The organism is Terrabacter sp. P2_E3 (assembly GCF_056403915.1).
Genome location: NZ_JBFUEN010000019.1, coordinates 1 through 14,513 on the forward strand (window position 1 = coordinate 1; position 14,513 = coordinate 14,513).

Here is a 14,513-nt window from a genome sequence, read left to right on the forward strand (position 1 = left end):
GTACTCGCTGCTGCCCGTGCTGCGCCAGGGCGCGAGCGGGGAGGCCGTCAAGGGCCTGCAGCGTGAGCTCGTCGACGCCGGCTACTCGTTGACCGTGGACGGGTCGTTCGGCCCGGGAACGTACTCGGCGGTGCGCGCCTACCAGACCAAGACCGGTCTGGTCGTCGACGGGGTCGTGGGCAACAACACGTGGGGCAGCCTCATCGACTGATCCGGCTCCCGTCGACGACGGGCCCGGTGCCGCTCAGGCGACGAGCAGCACCGGGCCCGTCGCTGCGTCCGAGGGGGTCGCGATGCTCGTCCCGACGCGCGAGGTGAGGTCGAGGACGCGACCTCCGGTGCCCTCGGACGTGAGGTCGCGCAGCTCGCGGTGGGCAGCGCCGACGAGGCCGGTGATGCTGGAGCCGAGGGCGACGCAGACCGCCTCGAGCACCTCGGACGACGGCTCCTTGAGCCCCCGCTCCACCTCGGAGAGGTAGGCGACCGAGATGCCGGCGCGCGCGGCGACCTCGGCGAGGGTGCGTCCCTGGCGGGTGCGCAGGCCGCGCAGGAGCCGTCCGTAGACCTCGCGCAGCAGCGGCGTCCGGAAGGTGGTCTGGGGGCGCGGGGCGAGCTGGGTCATGGCGGTCTCCGATCTCGGTGCGTCCGTCCAGCGTCGCACGCGAGCACTCGGATCGTGCCGACTGCGGCGGCCGACGGCGTACGCCGTGGGCGAACTCCCGAAACATGTTGACGGCGTTCACTTCGTCGATGAGGCTTGTCGGTGGTGACGCCTAAGGTCGTCGCACGCCGCAACTCACACCTCTCATCCCACCGGCACGACTCACCCGGGGAGCCTTCACATGACCATCACCACCGACGCGCGCGCCGTGCGCGACCGGTCCACCGGTCCGGCCATCGAGGCCGAGCACCTCGTCAAACGCTTCGGCGACATGACCGCCGTCGACGACGTCAGCTTCTCCGTGCCCCAGGGCACGGTCCTCGGTCTGCTCGGCCCCAACGGTGCCGGCAAGACCACCACCGTCCGCATGATGACGACCCTGAGCCGCCCGACGAGCGGCTCGGCCCGCGTCGCCGGCCACGACGTCGTCCGTGATCCCGAGCTGGTCCGCCGCAGCATGGGTCTCACGGGCCAGGCCGCCACGGTCGACGAGCTGCTCACCGGCCGCGAGAACCTCCGGATGATGGGCTCGCTCTACGGCCTGCCGGGGGGTGAGGTGCGCCGCCTGTCCTCCGAGCTGCTCGAGCGCTTCTCGCTCACCGACGCCGGCAACAAGGTGGTCAAGGACTACAGCGGTGGCATGCGACGCCGGCTCGACCTCGCCGTCAGCCTCATCGCCACGCCGCCCGTCCTCTTCCTCGACGAGCCGACCACGGGTCTCGACCCGCGCAGCCGCGTCGAGCTGTGGGACGTGCTCCGTGGCCTCGTGCGCGACGGCACGACGCTGCTCCTCACGACGCAGTACCTCGAGGAGGCCGACCAGCTGGCCGACCGCATCATCGTCATCAACCACGGCCGCATCATCGCCCAGGGCACGCCGCTCGAGCTCAAGGACCAGTCGGGCAAGGCCGCCATCGTCCTCACCGTGTCCCACGCCGACCAGCTCGAGCCAGCACGCGCGCTGCTCGCCGCCCACGTCCCCGAGGTGCACGTCGACGTGGCGGCCCGCCAGCTGACCGCCCCGGCCGACGGGCTGTCCGACATGACGCGCGTCGCGACGGTGTTCGAGCGCAGCGAGATCGTCCTCGACGACCTGGGCCTGCAACGGCCCAGCCTCGACGACGTCTTCCTCAGCCTCACCGGCCACCGCGCCGAGCCGCCCTCCGGCGACGGCGCCGAGTCCTCCACCGAGCCCAGCACGCAGATCGAGGAGCAGCGATGACCGACTCCGCCGTCAAGGACGCCACGCGGGTGGCCCACGTCGAGCCCCACGACTTCCAGCCGCCGGGCTTCGTCCGTCAGGTCACGACGATGGTGTGGCGCAGCCTCAAGCACATCAAGCGACAGCCCGAGATGCTCACCGACGTCACGATCCAGCCGGTGATGTTCGTGCTGCTCTTCGCCTTCGTCTTCGGAGGCTCGATCGTCATCCCCGGCTTCAACTACCGGGAGTGGCTGATGCCGGGGATCATGGCCCAGACCATGGCCTTCTCGGCGTTCATCGTGGCGATCGGCCTCAACATGGACCTCGGCAAGGGCATCATCGACCGGTTCCGGTCGCTCCCGATCTCGAGGGGCTCGGTCCTCGTCGGACGCAGCATCTACAGCATCATCCACTCGAGCATCGGCATCTTCGTCATGTCGCTCACGGGCCTCGCGATCGGCTGGCGCATCCACAACGGCGTCGGCAAGGCGCTGCTCGCCTTCGCGCTGCTCCTGCTCTTCGGTTTCGCCATGATCTGGGTGGGCATCCTCGTCGGCTCGTCGATGCGCTCGCCCGAGGCCGTCAACGGCCTGATGTTCACGACGATCTTCCCGATCACGTTCCTGGCCAACACCTTCGCCCCGACCGTGGGCATGGCCGGCTGGCTGCGCACCATCGCCGAGTGGAACCCGATCAGCTCACTCGTCCAGGCGATGCGTGAGCTGTGGGGCAACGGGCCCGAGGCGCTGCCCGACGCCGCCCTGCCCCTCCACCATCCGGTCCTCACGACGGTGATCTGGTCGGTCGCGATCACCGCTGTCGTCGCCCCGCTGGCGGTGCGTGCCTTCATCCGCCGCACGACCGACTGAGGGCGGGAGCGATCTCCCGCCGGCTCCGCCGTCGGTTCAGACGGCCGGCATGCAGCGGATGACGGTGACGTCGCCCTCGAGGCGCACGGCCCCGGCCCCGTACGGCAGGAGCAGCACGTCGCCCCGTGCCACCTCGGTGGTGCGGGGCGCGTCCGTTCCCGTCGTCAGGCGGCCACGGCCCTCGACCACGACGACGACGGCGAACGCCGCGTCGCCGCCGGCCGGGGTGTCCGGCGTCGCGCTCAGCACCTCGGCCCGGAAGAACTCCGCCGCCTGCTCGGGCAGCGCGTGGCCCGCACCCGTCACGTCGACCCAGCGGCGCCGCAGTGAGGCGAGTCCGTCGGTGGTCAGGGGCCCGCGGTCGACGCTCTCGAGCGCCCGCGGGACCGTGAGCCCGAGGAAGGCGTGCGCCTCCTCGAGCCCGAAGCGCCGGTGCTCGAGCATGACCGAGAGGTCGGTCGGCTCCTGGAGCTCGAGGACGAACACGCCCTCACCGATTGCATGCGGCTGGCCGCCGGGCACGAGCAGGGCGTCACCCGGCGACACCTCGATCCGGTTGAGCGCGGCGAGGAGACGATCGTCCTGGGCCTCGACGAGCTCGGCCAGCTCGTCGGGAGGCAGCTCGTCGCGGAAGCCCAGCCAGACGCAGGCACCCGGCTCCGCGTCGAGGACGATCCAGGCCTCCGTCTTGCCGTGGTCGCAGTCGAGGTGGGCCGCGGCGAAGGCGCGGTCGGGGTGGGAGTGGACGGGCAGGCGCTCACCGGCGTCGAGCAGCTTCGTCAGCAGCCCCGGCTCGAAGCCGTGGCGGGTCACGTGATCGGCCCCGAGCCAGTGGTCGGGGTCGGCCGCCAGGGCGTCGGGCAGGGGCGTCCCGTCGGTGAGCACCGTGAGCCCGCCACCGCCCTCGGCGAAGAGACGCGTCGTCGACGCGAGCCAGTCCTCGGGGCGGTGGTCGTCGAAGCCCCCCGGCACCTCGAGGCCGCGGAAGGCGAGGATGCGCTCGCCGCCCCGGTAGAACCGGTGGGGCGTGTTGGGCGGCAGGCGGGTCGGGTCGGACACGGTGGTCTGTGACACGGTGCTGGTGCTCCTCGGTTCGGTCATCGGGTGGGGGTCCCTCGGCGGACGCCCGAGGCGCGGACGATGAGCCGCGTCGGCATGACGACGGTCTGGGCCTGCGACTCGTCGCCGAGCAGGCGGGCGAAGAGCTGCTGGGCAGCCTTCTGTCCCATGGCCGCCGGGTCCTGGTGCACGACGGTGACCGGGGGGTCGATGAGGGCGGCGAGCTCGAAGTCGTCGTAGCCGACGAGCGACAGCGGGAGCCGCAGCTCGCGCAGGGCGAGGAGGGCGGCGAGGGTGATGCGGTTGTTGCCGGTGATGACCGCGGTGATCGGCTCCGGGCCCGTCGTCCACTGGCTCAGCGACTCGTGCACGGAGGCCGGACTGTGCGGACCCATCGAGACGCGTGGGGTCGTGGGCAGTCCGAGGCTCTGCTGCGTCGTGACGAAGGCGTCGCGGCGCTGCCGGGCGGTCCAGAACGCCGGGTCGTCGCCGTAGAAGGCGATGTTGCGGTGGCCGTGCGCGACGAGGTGCTCGACGGCGCTGCGGATGCCGCCGTGGTTGTCACTGAGGATCGTGTCGCGCGGGGTGCCCCGGACGGGACGATCCATGTAGACGATCGGCGTGTGGCTCGCCTCGAGCACGGCGTCCGAGGACGCGCTCTCGTCGGCCGGGACGACGACGATGCCGTCGACGCGGCGGTTCACGAGCGCCTCGATGACGGCGCGCTCTCGCGAGGGCGAGCCCTCGGCCGATGCGGTGATGAGCTGGTGCTGGCGGATGCGCGCCTCGCGCTCGACGGCCGCGCCGACCTGCGAGTAGAAGGGGTTGGCGAGGTCCTCGACGACGAGGGCGATGGTGAAGGTGCGACCCTGGCGCATGAGGCGGGCGCCGTCGTGGCGCCGGAAACCGAGTCGCTCGATGACGGCCCGCACCCGCTCGGCCGTGTCAGGACGCACGCCCGGCTCGTGGTTGACCACGCGCGAGACGGTCTTGACCGAGACGTGCGCCTCGGCGGCGACGTCGGCCATGGTCGGGCGGGTGGCTGTCCGGTGGTCAGACAACGCTGTCATGCCCGCAGTCTGGTCAGCGAGCGCTCGAATGGCAACGCCAGGGTCTCGTTGAGGGCCGCGCCCGTGGGGTTCTGTCCGATCCGATGTCCTGACCGGACAAGATCGGTTCGGGCTGTTGACGGCCTTTGTCGGGTACGGCGAGTCTCGGCCGAGTCGGAGGCGGCTCGGGGTCGCCGGCCCCGACCTGACATTCAGCACGGCTCAACGACGAGCACGGAGGAACCCATGCCCAAGAGATCCGGGATCCACAGAGGCGTCATCGCCCTGGCAGTCCTGGCCACGTCGACCGCGGGTGCGGTCGCCGGTCCTGCTTCAGCGAACGCCGTCGGCAGCCCTGCGACGGCGCCGCTCTCAGCACCCACCGCCGTCGCGGGCGCGGGTGACTTCTCGACCTCGTTCGAGACCGGCCAGGCGCAACCGGCGCTCTCGACCGTCGAGTCCGGTCCCGCCGGCCCGCGGCAGCAGAACGTCTCCGGCACGGCGAGCGCCAACGGCAGCCTCCTCGGCTCGGTCGTCGGCGTCACCGCGAGCGCGGAGAACACCCCGGGCGAGGTCGCGGCCAACCTCGCCGACGCCAACCCCGACAGCAAGTGGCTGGCCTTCGCCTCGAGCGGCTGGGTGCGCTACCAGCTCGGCACGCCGGCCAAGGCCGTCCGCTACTCGCTGACGTCGGCCAACGACTCCCCGGAGCGGGACCCCAAGGACTTCACGCTCCAGGGGTCGGCCGACGGCACGACGTGGACCGACCTCGACCGCCGCACGGGCATCGACTTCTCGGGACGCTTCGCCACGCGCACGTTCGACGTCACGACGGCGGGGACGTACGCGTACTACCGGCTCAACGTCACGGCGATCCACTCCGGGGGCACGGTCCAGCTCGCCGACTGGGACCTCTCCGACGGCAGCACGGGCTCGGGCCCGGCGACGCCGATGAAGACGATCGTCGGCTCGGGCCCCATCTCGGGCTTCAACATCAAGCCGCTCGTCGGCTGGACCGGTGTCAAGGCGCTGCGCTACTCCGGTGGCCACACCGCCGACGGCCGCGGCTACGCGTGGAACCGGCTCTTCGACGTCGACCTGCCGGTCACGTCGAGGACCCAGCTGAGCTACAAGATCTTCCCCGACATGATCTCGGGCGACCTCGAGTACCCGTCCACGTATGCCGCCCTCGACGTCCGCTTCACCGACGGCACCTACCTGTCCGACCTCGGCGCCGACGACCAGCACGGTGTCGCGGGCAGCCCGAGCGGCCAGGGCAAGGGCAAGATCCTCTACGCCAACCAGTGGAACGCCGTCTCGCTCGACGTCGGCAAGGTCGCCGCGGGCAAGACGATCGACCGCGTCCTCGTCGGCTACGACAACGTCGGAGGCGCCACGAAGGACACCCGCTTCGGTGGCTGGATCGACGACGTCGCGGTCCAGGCCGAGCCGGCGGCCATCGACGGCTCGGACCTGACGAACTACGTCGACGTGCGGCGCGGCACCAACGCGTCGGGCGGGTTCTCGCGCGGCAACAACCTGCCGATCAGCGCGGTGCCCAACGGCTTCACCTTCTTCACCCCGGTGACGAGCGCCAACTCGCAGTCGTGGGAGTACTACTACCAGTCGGCCAACAACGCGGCGAACCTCCCTGTCCTGCAGGGCCTGGCGGTCTCGCACGAGCCGAGCCCGTGGATGGGTGACCGCAACCAGATGTCGGTCATGCCGTCCATCGCGACGGGTACCCCGACGGGCAGCGCCTCCGCCCGTGGCCTCGCCTTCGACCACGCGACCGAGGTGGCCCACCCCGACTACTACAAGGTGGCCCTCGCCGGCGGCCTCACCGCCGAGACGGCCCCGGCCGACCACGGCGGCGTCTACCGGTTCACCTTCCCCGCCTCGGCGAGCAAGGGCAGCCTCGTCGTCGACACCATCGACGACAACGGCACCTTCACCGTCGACGCGGCGACCGGCACCATGACGGGCTGGGTCGACAACGGCAGCGGCCTGTCCGCGGGCCGGAGCCGGATGTTCGTCTACGGCACCTTCGACCGGCCTGCCACGGCGGTGGGCACGGCGCCGGGTGGTCACGCGGGCACCCGCTACGCCTCCTTCGACACGAGCACGAACAAGCAGGTCGTCCTCAAGCTCTCGACGTCGTTCATCTCGCTCGACCAGGCGAAGAAGAACCACTCCCTCGAGCTCGCGGCCCGCGACTTCGACGCGGTGCGTGCCGCGGCCAAGACGGCCTGGAACGCCCGACTCGGCGTCGTCAGCGTCAAGGGCGCCAACGACAGCGAGCGGACGACGCTCTACTCCAACCTCTACCGGCTCAACCTCTACCCCAACAGCCAGTTCGAGAACACCGGCACGGCTGCGGCCCCGCGCTACCAGTACGCGAGCCCCGTTGCGGCCAAGAGCGGTTCGGCCACGGCGACGACGACGAACGCCGCCGTCAAGGACGGCAAGATCTACGTCAACAACGGCTTCTGGGACACCTACCGCACCGTGTGGCCGGCCTACAGCCTGCTCTACCCGGAGGTGGCGGCCGAGATCGCCGACGGCTTCGTGCAGCAGTACCGCGACGGCGGCTGGGTCGCGCGGTGGAGCTCGCCGGGCTACGCCGACCTCATGACCGGCACGAGCTCGGACGTGGCGTTCGCCGACGCGTACGCCAAGGGCGTCAAGCTGCCCGACCCGCTCGCGGCCTACGACGCCGCCGTCAAGAACGCGACGGTCCTGCCGACGTCGAGCGCGGTCGGTCGGAAGGGTCTCGACACGTCCACCTTCCTCGGCTACACGAGCACCGACACGGGCGAGAGCGTCTCGTGGGGTCTCGAGGGCCTCGTCAACGACTTCGGCATCGGCACCATGGCGGCCAAGCTCGCCAAGGACCCGGCCACGCCGACGTCGCGCCGCGCCCAGCTCGCCGAGGAGTCGACGTACTTCCTCGAGCGGGCGACGCACTACGGCAACCTCTTCAACCCGAAGGTCGGCTTCTTCCAGGGCCGCGGCGCCGACGGCACCTTCCCGTCGAGCTTCGACCCCGAGGACTGGGGCGGCGACTACACCGAGACGAACGCCTGGAACTTCGCCTTCCATGCGCCCTTCGACGGCAACGGCCTCGCGAACCTCTACGGCGGCCGTGACGCGCTCGCGAAGAAGCTCGACACGTTCTTCGCGACGCCCGAGACGGCGACGAAGCCCGGCGGCTACGGCGGCGTCATCCACGAGATGCTCGAGGCTCGCGACGTCCGCATGGGCCAGCTCGGCCAGAGCAACCAGGTGAGCCACCACATCGCCTACATGTACGACTGGACCGGCCAGCAGTGGAAGACGGCCGAGAAGGTCCGCGAGATCATGCGCCGCCTCTACGTCGGCGGCGAGATCGGCCAGGGCTACCCGGGCGACGAGGACAACGGCGAGATGTCGGCGTGGTACGTCCTCTCCTCGCTCGGCATCTACCCGCTGCAGGTCGGCTCGGCCAACTGGGCCATCGGCTCTCCGAAGTTCGACCAGGTGACGGTCAAGCGCACGCAGGGCGACCTCGTCGTCAACGCGCCCGGCAACTCCGAGCACAACATCTACGTGCAGGGCGTCACCGTCGACGGCAAGAAGCACAAGAGCGTCTCGATCAGCCAGGACGAGCTCACCGGCCCGACCATGGTCGACTTCGCGATGGGTGCCAAGCCGTCCGACTTCGGCTCCCGTGCCCAGGACGCCCCGCCGTCGCTGACGCAGGGCACCGAGGCGCCGACGCCGCTCAAGGACGCGACCGGTCCCGGCCGCGGCACCGCGACGGCGACCGACCTCGCGTCGGGTGCCGACGCCAAGGCGCTCTTCGACAACACGTCGCGGACGTCGGTGGCCTTCACCTCGGGTACGCCGTCGGTGACCTTCGCCCTCTCCGGCGTCGGCCAGCGCGCCACCTGGTACACCGTCACCTCGGGTCCCAAGGCCGGCGACCCGTCGGCGTGGCGCCTCGAGGGCAGCAAGGACGACGGCGCGACCTGGCAGACGCTCGACACGCGGACGGCGCAGGTCTTCCCGTGGCGGGTGCAGACGCGTCCGTTCGAGATCGCGCACACGGGGACGTTCACGACCCACCGCCTCGTCGTCACGGCGACCGCGGGTGGTGCGGCAGCGAACCTCTCCGAGCTCGAGCTGCTCACCGACGGCTCCAAGGCCCAGAACACCGGGCTCAAGGTCTCGGCGGTCGAGCCGTTCGAGGTCTCGGAGGACACCTCCTGGTCGGGCACCGTCGCCACCTTCTCGGGTGGCGTCGGCCAGGGCACCGACCCGGCCGACTCGGCCACGGCGACCATCGCCTGGGGTGACGGCACGAGCTCGGCGGGCACCATCGAGGCCGGCGACCTCGGCTCGTACACCGTCCGTGGCACCCACACGTGGGCCAAGCCCGGGCCGTACCAGCCGAAGGTCACCGTCACGACGGCGAACGACAGCGGCTCCGCCCTCGGCGCCGTGACCGTGCACCAGGCGTCCACGCCGGCGTATGCCGCCGGGTTCGACTCCGTGTGCTTCGGCAACGTCGGCGACGTCGTCCACTGCGACGGCAAGGACGCGGGCCTGTCCCGTGCAGCCCTCGCTGCCGCAGGTGGCGTGCCCGGCAAGCTGCTCACGGTGCCGGGGACCGACCTCCGGTTCTCGATGCCGGGCATCCCGGTCGGCGAGAAGGACAACGCGACGGGTGCGGGTCAGACCCTGCCCGTGACGCTGGCCCCCGGGGCGACGAAGCTGTCGCTCATCGGCACGGGCACGCAGCGCAACCAGGACACGACCGCCACGGTGCGCTTCACCGACGGCTCGACGACGAGCTACCCGGTGCAGTACGGCGACTGGTGCGGATCCGCGCAGTTCGGCAACACCGTGGCCATCGAGATGGCCTACCGCCTCAACGGCACGGGCACCGACGGCTGCCGCGCCAAGCTGTTCGCCACCGCGCCGCTCACGGTGCCGGCCGGCAAGACGGTCGAGTCGGTGACCCTGGCGACGCAGACCGGCGACCCGACGACGGCCGGACGGATCCACGTGTTCGCCGTCGCCGACAACGGTTCGGCCCTCACCGTCGCGGCCGCTTCCGACGCCACCGCGGCGACCGGCGCCGACACCGACGTCACGCTGGGCACTGCGTCGGGCGGCGTCTCCGCGGACACCGGCTACACGGCCCGCGTCCAGTGGGGCGACGGCACCGTGACCGAGGACGCGACGGTGACGACGGCGGCCGACGGCACGGCCACCGTCACGGGCGGCCACACGTGGGCCGCCGCGGGCACCTACACGGTGCGGGTCCTCGTCTCGGACTCCCGGTCCGACGTGCTGAGCTCGCTCACCGTCACGGTCGGCTAGCCCGGAGGCACGACAGCAGAGCGGCGCGGGGAACACGCCTCCCCGCGCCGCTCTGCGGCGTCCTCACCCGAGGTTGTGGTCGAAGTCCATCCGGTGGGTGCCGTCGGAGTCGACCGTGAGGCGCACCGAGCCCTCGATGTCGGCGAGCTCCTCGGTCCCGCTCCCGGGGACGATGAGGCCGTACTCGTTCGCGCGGTCCGCGCCGCTGGTCGAGGCCGCGTGCACGAAGTTGAAGGCGCCGTGGCGCCCGGCGACCGTGCCCTCGAAGGACTCGAGGGCGACGTACGTGCCGACACCGGAGGTCTGGTCGAAGGCCGACGTGAACTGCGTGACGCTGCGCCCCTCGACGTCACCGGCATACGTCTTGCGCATCCGCAGGTGCCCGGTGGGCAGGGCCGTCGTCACGTCCGGGACGTAGTCGGTGACGTCGAAGTCGGACGTCGTGAAGGTCGAGCTGCTCAGCATGCGCGCATCCGGTTGTTGCGCGGCTGGTGCTCCACCTCGGCGAGGCCGAGCTCCTCGAGCAGGGGAGGCAGGTACATGCCGACGCGCCCTCGGTAGCCCTTGCGCAGGCCGTACCAGCCACCGACCGGGTTGGTCTCCGACCGCGCCCAGGCCTCCACCGTGCCTTCCTTGGCCGGCTTCTGCTCGTCGGCGGCCCCGAGCGGGACCCAGTCACCCTGCTCCCTCAGCCACGCGTGGAGGTCGTCGACGACCCGGGCGTCGTAGGTCAGTCGCGTCGAGCCCACCTGGCAGACGAGCTGCGGCGGCTCAGTGTCGTCGGCGCGGTGCATCGTGTACTCCGAGGTGCCCGGTGGCGTGCGCAGCACCCACGGGTCGTCGGCGCTTCCGGTCCCGCTCACGGTGTCCTCCTGGGTCTCGACGTCGTCGCCCCACCTTTCTACTCCCGCGTCGTCAGGACGGCGTCAAGATCGCGTCAGGATGCAGGCGAAATGGCGAGGTGTCCCTGCCGGCGGGTGTTCCGTGGAGTCATGACCACTGACTGGCTCGCCGAGCACCGCGCGCCGACGCGATGGGCGGCCCTGCTCCTGCCGATCGTCGTGGGTGCCGCCCTCGGCCTGTTCCGCGACGGGATGAACCAGAGCACCGCCGCCATGGTGCTCGTCCTCACGGTCGTCGCGGCCGCCGCCACGGGCGACCGGGTCGCCGGTGTCGCCGCGGCGCTCGCGGCCGCCGGTGCCTTCGACTTCTTCCTCACGGAGCCGTTCTACTCGCTCTCGATCCACCACCGGGACGACCTCGAGCTCGCCCTGGCGCTCGTCGTCGTGGGCCTGGCCGTCACCGAGATCGCGCTGTGGGGGCGTCGCCAGCAGGCCGCCGCCCAGCGCCGGGACGGCTACATCTCCGGCCTGACCCAGCTGCTCGACCTGCCGCCCGACACGACGGAGCAGGCCCGGTCCGCGGCCATCGCGACCGCGATCACCACGGTGCTCGGTGCCGACCGCTGCTCGTGGGACGCCGGCCGGCCCCGCTGGAACGACGCCGTCATCGGGGCGGACGGCCAGGTCACCACGGGCGGGCGACGGCTCCCTGTCGAGCGCACCGGGCTGCCCACCGACGGCTACACGGCGGTCGTCGTCCGTCGCGGCACCGACGTCGTCGGTCACTTCCGGGTGACCGCGTCGACCCACGTCGTGCGGCCCACCCCGGAGCAGCGGCGCGTCGCCGTGCTCCTCGCCGACCGGATGGCGAACGCACGAGCGCCGCGGCCCGCCACCGAGGAGGGGATGGCGGGACGCGGCGCAAGCGTGCGGGCGCGAGGGGACGGCATCGTCGGCGACCCGTTCGCAACCCCTGAGTAACCTAGGGGCCCGCGCGAGCCCGGTGGGTAAAGAGACGGTCAGGAATTCCTGAGACCGGGCTGGGAAACGACGGAATCAGTCGACCTGTGACCTCAGCCAGGCGATATCTGTCGTCTGGCCCTCGAGTCCGCCCGGTGTTTCGCACACGACGGGCGCCCCTGCTGCGCGAATGACCCCCGCGAGAGCCTCGCCGGCGATGTGCCCGGAGCCGAAGTTCGTGTGGCGGTCGGCGCCCGAGTCGAACTCGTCGCGCGAGTCGTTGGCGTGGACGAGGTCGATGCGCCCGGTGATGGCGCGCACCTCGTCGACGACGGTGCCGAGGTCGTTGCCGCCGGCGTGGGCGTGGCACGTGTCGAGGCAGAAGCCGACCTGGTCGCTGCCGGACGCCGAGCCGATGGCGTCCCAGAGCCGGGCGATCGCCTCGAGCCGGCGGGCCATGGCGTTGTCGCCGCCCGCGGTGTTCTCGATGAGGAGCGGCACCGGCAGGTCGAGGCCGTCGACGCACTTGCGCCAGTTGTCGAAGCCCGTGGCGGCGTCCTCGTCGGCGCCGAGGTGGCCCCCGTGCACGATGACGCCCTTGGCGCCGATCTCGGCCGCGGCGGTCAGGTGCTGCTGGAGCAGCTTGCGGCCGGGGATGCGGATGCGGTTGTTGAGGCTCGCGACGTTGATCGGGTAGGGCGCGTGGACGTAGAGGTCGATGCCCGCGGCCTCGGCGTCGGCCTTGAGCGCTGCCGCGCCACCGGCGTACCGGATCACGGGGCCCTTGTAGCTCTGCGGGTCGCCGAGGAAGAGCTGCGAGAGCGACGCCCCCCGCGCCTTCGCCTCCGCGATCGGGTCCTCCTGGTCGACGTGCGCACCGATGTGTAGAGCCATGTCGCCAGCGTATGCCGCCCGGCCGACACCGATTTCGCGTGGCCGTGTCGAGACGGCGCGGGCCCGTTCGACGTGAGGGCATGACGACGACTTCGCAGCCCCAGACCCTGCCCACCTCGCGGCCGACCCGCCGGCAGTGGGTCGCCCTCGGCGTCCTCGCCCTGACGGCACTGCTCCTCTCCCTCGACGTCAGCGTCCTCTACCTCGCGCTGCCCGAGCTGTCCGCCGACCTCGGCGCCAGCACGACCCAGCAGCTGTGGATGCTCGACATCTACTCCTTCGTCCTCGCCGGCTTCCTCGTGACGATGGGCGCGGTCGGGGACCGCATCGGTCGCAAGCGCCTGCTGCTCATCGGCGCGGTGGCCTTCGGCGTCGCGAGCGCAGCGGCCGCGTACGCCTCGAGCCCCGGTCAGCTGATCTTCTGGCGCGCGATGCTCGGCATCGCCGGCGCGACGCTCATGCCGTCGACGATGGGGCTGATCCGGACGATCTTCACCGACGAGAAGGCGATGATGACGGCGATCGGCGTCTGGTACTCGTGCTTCATGGGTGGCATGGCCGTGGGTCCGCTCGTCGGCGGCGTCCTGCTCCAGCACTTCTGGTGGGGCTCGGCGTTCCTGCTCGGCGTCCCGTTCATGGTGCTGCTCGTCGTCGTCGGCCGTCGCGTGCTGCCGGAGTCCGACCGGCACGCCGGCGCCCCGGTCGACGTGGTCAGCTCGGTCCTGTCGCTCGCCGCGATCCTGCCGGTCATCTACGGCTTCAAGGAGATCGCCCGCGGCGGCGACACGACGACGGCCCTCCTGACGATGTCGGTCGGGTGCGCCCTCGGCCTCGTCTTCGTCCGCCGTCAGCGGCGCATCGCCAACCCGCTCGTCGACCTCACGCTCTTCCGCAGCCGCGCCTTCTCGACGGCGCTCGCGGTGATGCTCGTCGGTGGCGTGGTCATGGCCGGTGTGTCGTTCCTCAGCTCGCAGTGGCTGCAGCTCGTCGCGGGCCTCGACCCGCTGGGCGCGGGCCTCACGATGCTCCCGGCCAACATCGCCCTGCTCGTCGGTGCGTCCTCCTCGGCGCGGATCGCCCACCGGCTCGGCACGGCGCGCACCATGGCCACCGGTCTGGTCGTCTGTGCCGCGGGTCTCGCGCTCTACACGCAGGTCGGCCCGGCCCAGGGCCTCGGCCTGCTCGTCTTCGGCATGTGCCTGACCTCCTTCGGGATCATGCTCCCGTCGACGTTGACGATGGGCGTCATGATGCAGTCGGCGCCGCCGGAGCGTGCCGGGTCGGTCGCCTCGCTGTCCGAGACGTCCGGTGAGTTCGGGATCGCCGTCGGCATCGCCGTGCTGGGCTCCCTCGCGACGTTCGTCTACCGCGACCAGCTGGCGCCGTATGCCGCCGCGCACAGCGGGAGCGCAGCCACCGCCGCGCTCGACTCCCTCGCCGGCGCCGTCCGGACGGCGACGACCCTGCCGGACGAGGCCGCTCGCGGCCTCGTCACCGCGGCCCAGGAGGCGTTCACGGCCAGCCTCGCCGTCGTGGCCGGCGTGGGCGCCGCCCTCTTCGTGGGCTGCGCGGTCATCGCCCTGCGGGTGCTGCGCTCGCGCTGATCGC

Annotated in this window: 12 protein-coding genes; 6 read left to right on the forward strand and 6 right to left on the reverse strand. The window is 71.5% G+C overall.

The genetic code is table 11. From position 1 onward, the window contains the following. Positions 1 to 211, forward strand: a 211-nt coding sequence (locus AC1DW8_RS19975; protein ID WP_478095626.1) for a peptidoglycan-binding domain-containing protein, incomplete at its 5' end; no start/stop codon positions are given. Between the two features lie 33 nt (positions 212 to 244). Here the strand turns inward: AC1DW8_RS19975 and AC1DW8_RS19980 are convergent. Beyond that, entirely contained in the window at positions 245 to 622 is a 378-nt protein-coding gene (locus AC1DW8_RS19980) for a helix-turn-helix domain-containing protein (RefSeq protein ID WP_056778807.1), read from the reverse strand. Between the two features lie 220 nt (positions 623 to 842). On the opposite strand from AC1DW8_RS19980, the gene AC1DW8_RS19985 reads away from it, so the two are divergent. Both AC1DW8_RS19985 and AC1DW8_RS19990 read left to right on the forward strand, forming a co-directional pair. After that, the gene (locus tag AC1DW8_RS19985) at positions 843 to 1,883 is read left to right on the forward strand and encodes an ATP-binding cassette domain-containing protein (RefSeq protein ID WP_056778804.1); all 1,041 of its coding nucleotides are present in this window, start codon (positions 843 to 845) and stop codon (positions 1,881 to 1,883) included. After that, a complete protein-coding gene (locus AC1DW8_RS19990; RefSeq protein ID WP_442276556.1) occupies positions 1,880 to 2,734 on the forward strand; it encodes an ABC transporter permease in 855 nt (284 codons plus the stop codon). The genes AC1DW8_RS19985 and AC1DW8_RS19990 overlap by 4 nt, the downstream gene beginning before the upstream one ends. A gap of 36 nt (positions 2,735 to 2,770) precedes the next feature. Here the strand turns inward: AC1DW8_RS19990 and AC1DW8_RS19995 are convergent, their stop codons facing one another. Beyond that, positions 2,771 to 3,808, reverse strand: a complete 1,038-nt coding sequence (locus AC1DW8_RS19995) for a class I mannose-6-phosphate isomerase (RefSeq protein WP_478095627.1) — start codon at positions 3,806 to 3,808, stop codon at positions 2,771 to 2,773. Between the two features lie 23 nt (positions 3,809 to 3,831). Beyond that, positions 3,832 to 4,863, reverse strand: coding sequence for a LacI family DNA-binding transcriptional regulator (locus AC1DW8_RS20000; RefSeq protein WP_235509650.1), 1,032 nt, complete (start codon positions 4,861 to 4,863; stop codon positions 3,832 to 3,834). A 225-nt stretch (positions 4,864 to 5,088) separates the two neighbouring features. Here AC1DW8_RS20000 and AC1DW8_RS20005 point away from each other — a divergent pair, with 225 nt between their 5' ends. Then, positions 5,089 to 10,209, forward strand: coding sequence for a GH92 family glycosyl hydrolase (locus AC1DW8_RS20005; RefSeq protein WP_478095628.1), 5,121 nt, complete (start codon positions 5,089 to 5,091; stop codon positions 10,207 to 10,209). Between the two features lie 63 nt (positions 10,210 to 10,272). Here the strand turns inward: AC1DW8_RS20005 and AC1DW8_RS20010 are convergent, their stop codons facing one another. Further along, a complete protein-coding gene (locus tag AC1DW8_RS20010; RefSeq protein WP_056778790.1) occupies positions 10,273 to 10,674 on the reverse strand; it encodes a DUF3224 domain-containing protein in 402 nt (133 codons plus the stop codon). Further along, entirely contained in the window at positions 10,668 to 11,072 is a 405-nt protein-coding gene (locus AC1DW8_RS20015) for a DUF6855 family protein (RefSeq protein WP_478095629.1), read from the reverse strand. Before AC1DW8_RS20015 ends, AC1DW8_RS20010 begins: the two co-directional genes overlap by 7 nt. 129 nt (positions 11,073 to 11,201) lie before the next feature. On the opposite strand from AC1DW8_RS20015, the gene AC1DW8_RS20020 reads away from it, so the two are divergent. Then, positions 11,202 to 12,032 carry a DUF4118 domain-containing protein gene (locus AC1DW8_RS20020; RefSeq protein WP_478095630.1) on the forward strand — a complete coding sequence of 277 codons (831 nt, stop codon included), beginning with the start codon at positions 11,202 to 11,204 and terminating at the stop codon, positions 12,030 to 12,032. A 75-nt stretch (positions 12,033 to 12,107) separates the two neighbouring features. On the opposite strand, the gene AC1DW8_RS20025 is transcribed toward AC1DW8_RS20020, so the two are convergent. Continuing rightward, complete coding sequence (locus AC1DW8_RS20025) at positions 12,108 to 12,905, reverse strand: deoxyribonuclease IV (RefSeq protein WP_478095631.1); 798 nt, start codon at positions 12,903 to 12,905, stop codon at positions 12,108 to 12,110. 80 nt (positions 12,906 to 12,985) lie between these two features. On the opposite strand from AC1DW8_RS20025, the gene AC1DW8_RS20030 reads away from it, so the two are divergent. Then, entirely contained in the window at positions 12,986 to 14,509 is a 1,524-nt protein-coding gene (locus AC1DW8_RS20030; RefSeq protein ID WP_478095632.1) for an MFS transporter, read from the forward strand. The last annotated feature ends 4 nt before the right edge of the window (positions 14,510 to 14,513 follow it).

Excerpts from the sequence above, each read along its gene's own strand:
- AC1DW8_RS19980 (WP_056778807.1), bottom strand. The coding sequence starts at position 622 with ATGACCCAGCTCGCCCCGCGCCCCCAGACCACCTTCCGGACGCCGCTG.
- AC1DW8_RS19985 (WP_056778804.1), top strand. The coding sequence starts at position 843 with ATGACCATCACCACCGACGCGCGCGCCGTGCGCGACCGGTCCACCGGT.
- AC1DW8_RS19990 (WP_442276556.1), top strand. The coding sequence starts at position 1,880 with ATGACCGACTCCGCCGTCAAGGACGCCACGCGGGTGGCCCACGTCGAG.
- AC1DW8_RS20000 (WP_235509650.1), bottom strand. The coding sequence starts at position 4,863 with ATGACAGCGTTGTCTGACCACCGGACAGCCACCCGCCCGACCATGGCC.
- AC1DW8_RS20005 (WP_478095628.1), top strand. The coding sequence starts at position 5,089 with ATGCCCAAGAGATCCGGGATCCACAGAGGCGTCATCGCCCTGGCAGTC.
- AC1DW8_RS20010 (WP_056778790.1), bottom strand. The coding sequence starts at position 10,674 with ATGCTGAGCAGCTCGACCTTCACGACGTCCGACTTCGACGTCACCGAC.
- AC1DW8_RS20020 (WP_478095630.1), top strand. The coding sequence starts at position 11,202 with ATGACCACTGACTGGCTCGCCGAGCACCGCGCGCCGACGCGATGGGCG.
- AC1DW8_RS20025 (WP_478095631.1), bottom strand. The coding sequence starts at position 12,905 with ATGGCTCTACACATCGGTGCGCACGTCGACCAGGAGGACCCGATCGCG.
- AC1DW8_RS20030 (WP_478095632.1), top strand. The coding sequence starts at position 12,986 with ATGACGACGACTTCGCAGCCCCAGACCCTGCCCACCTCGCGGCCGACC.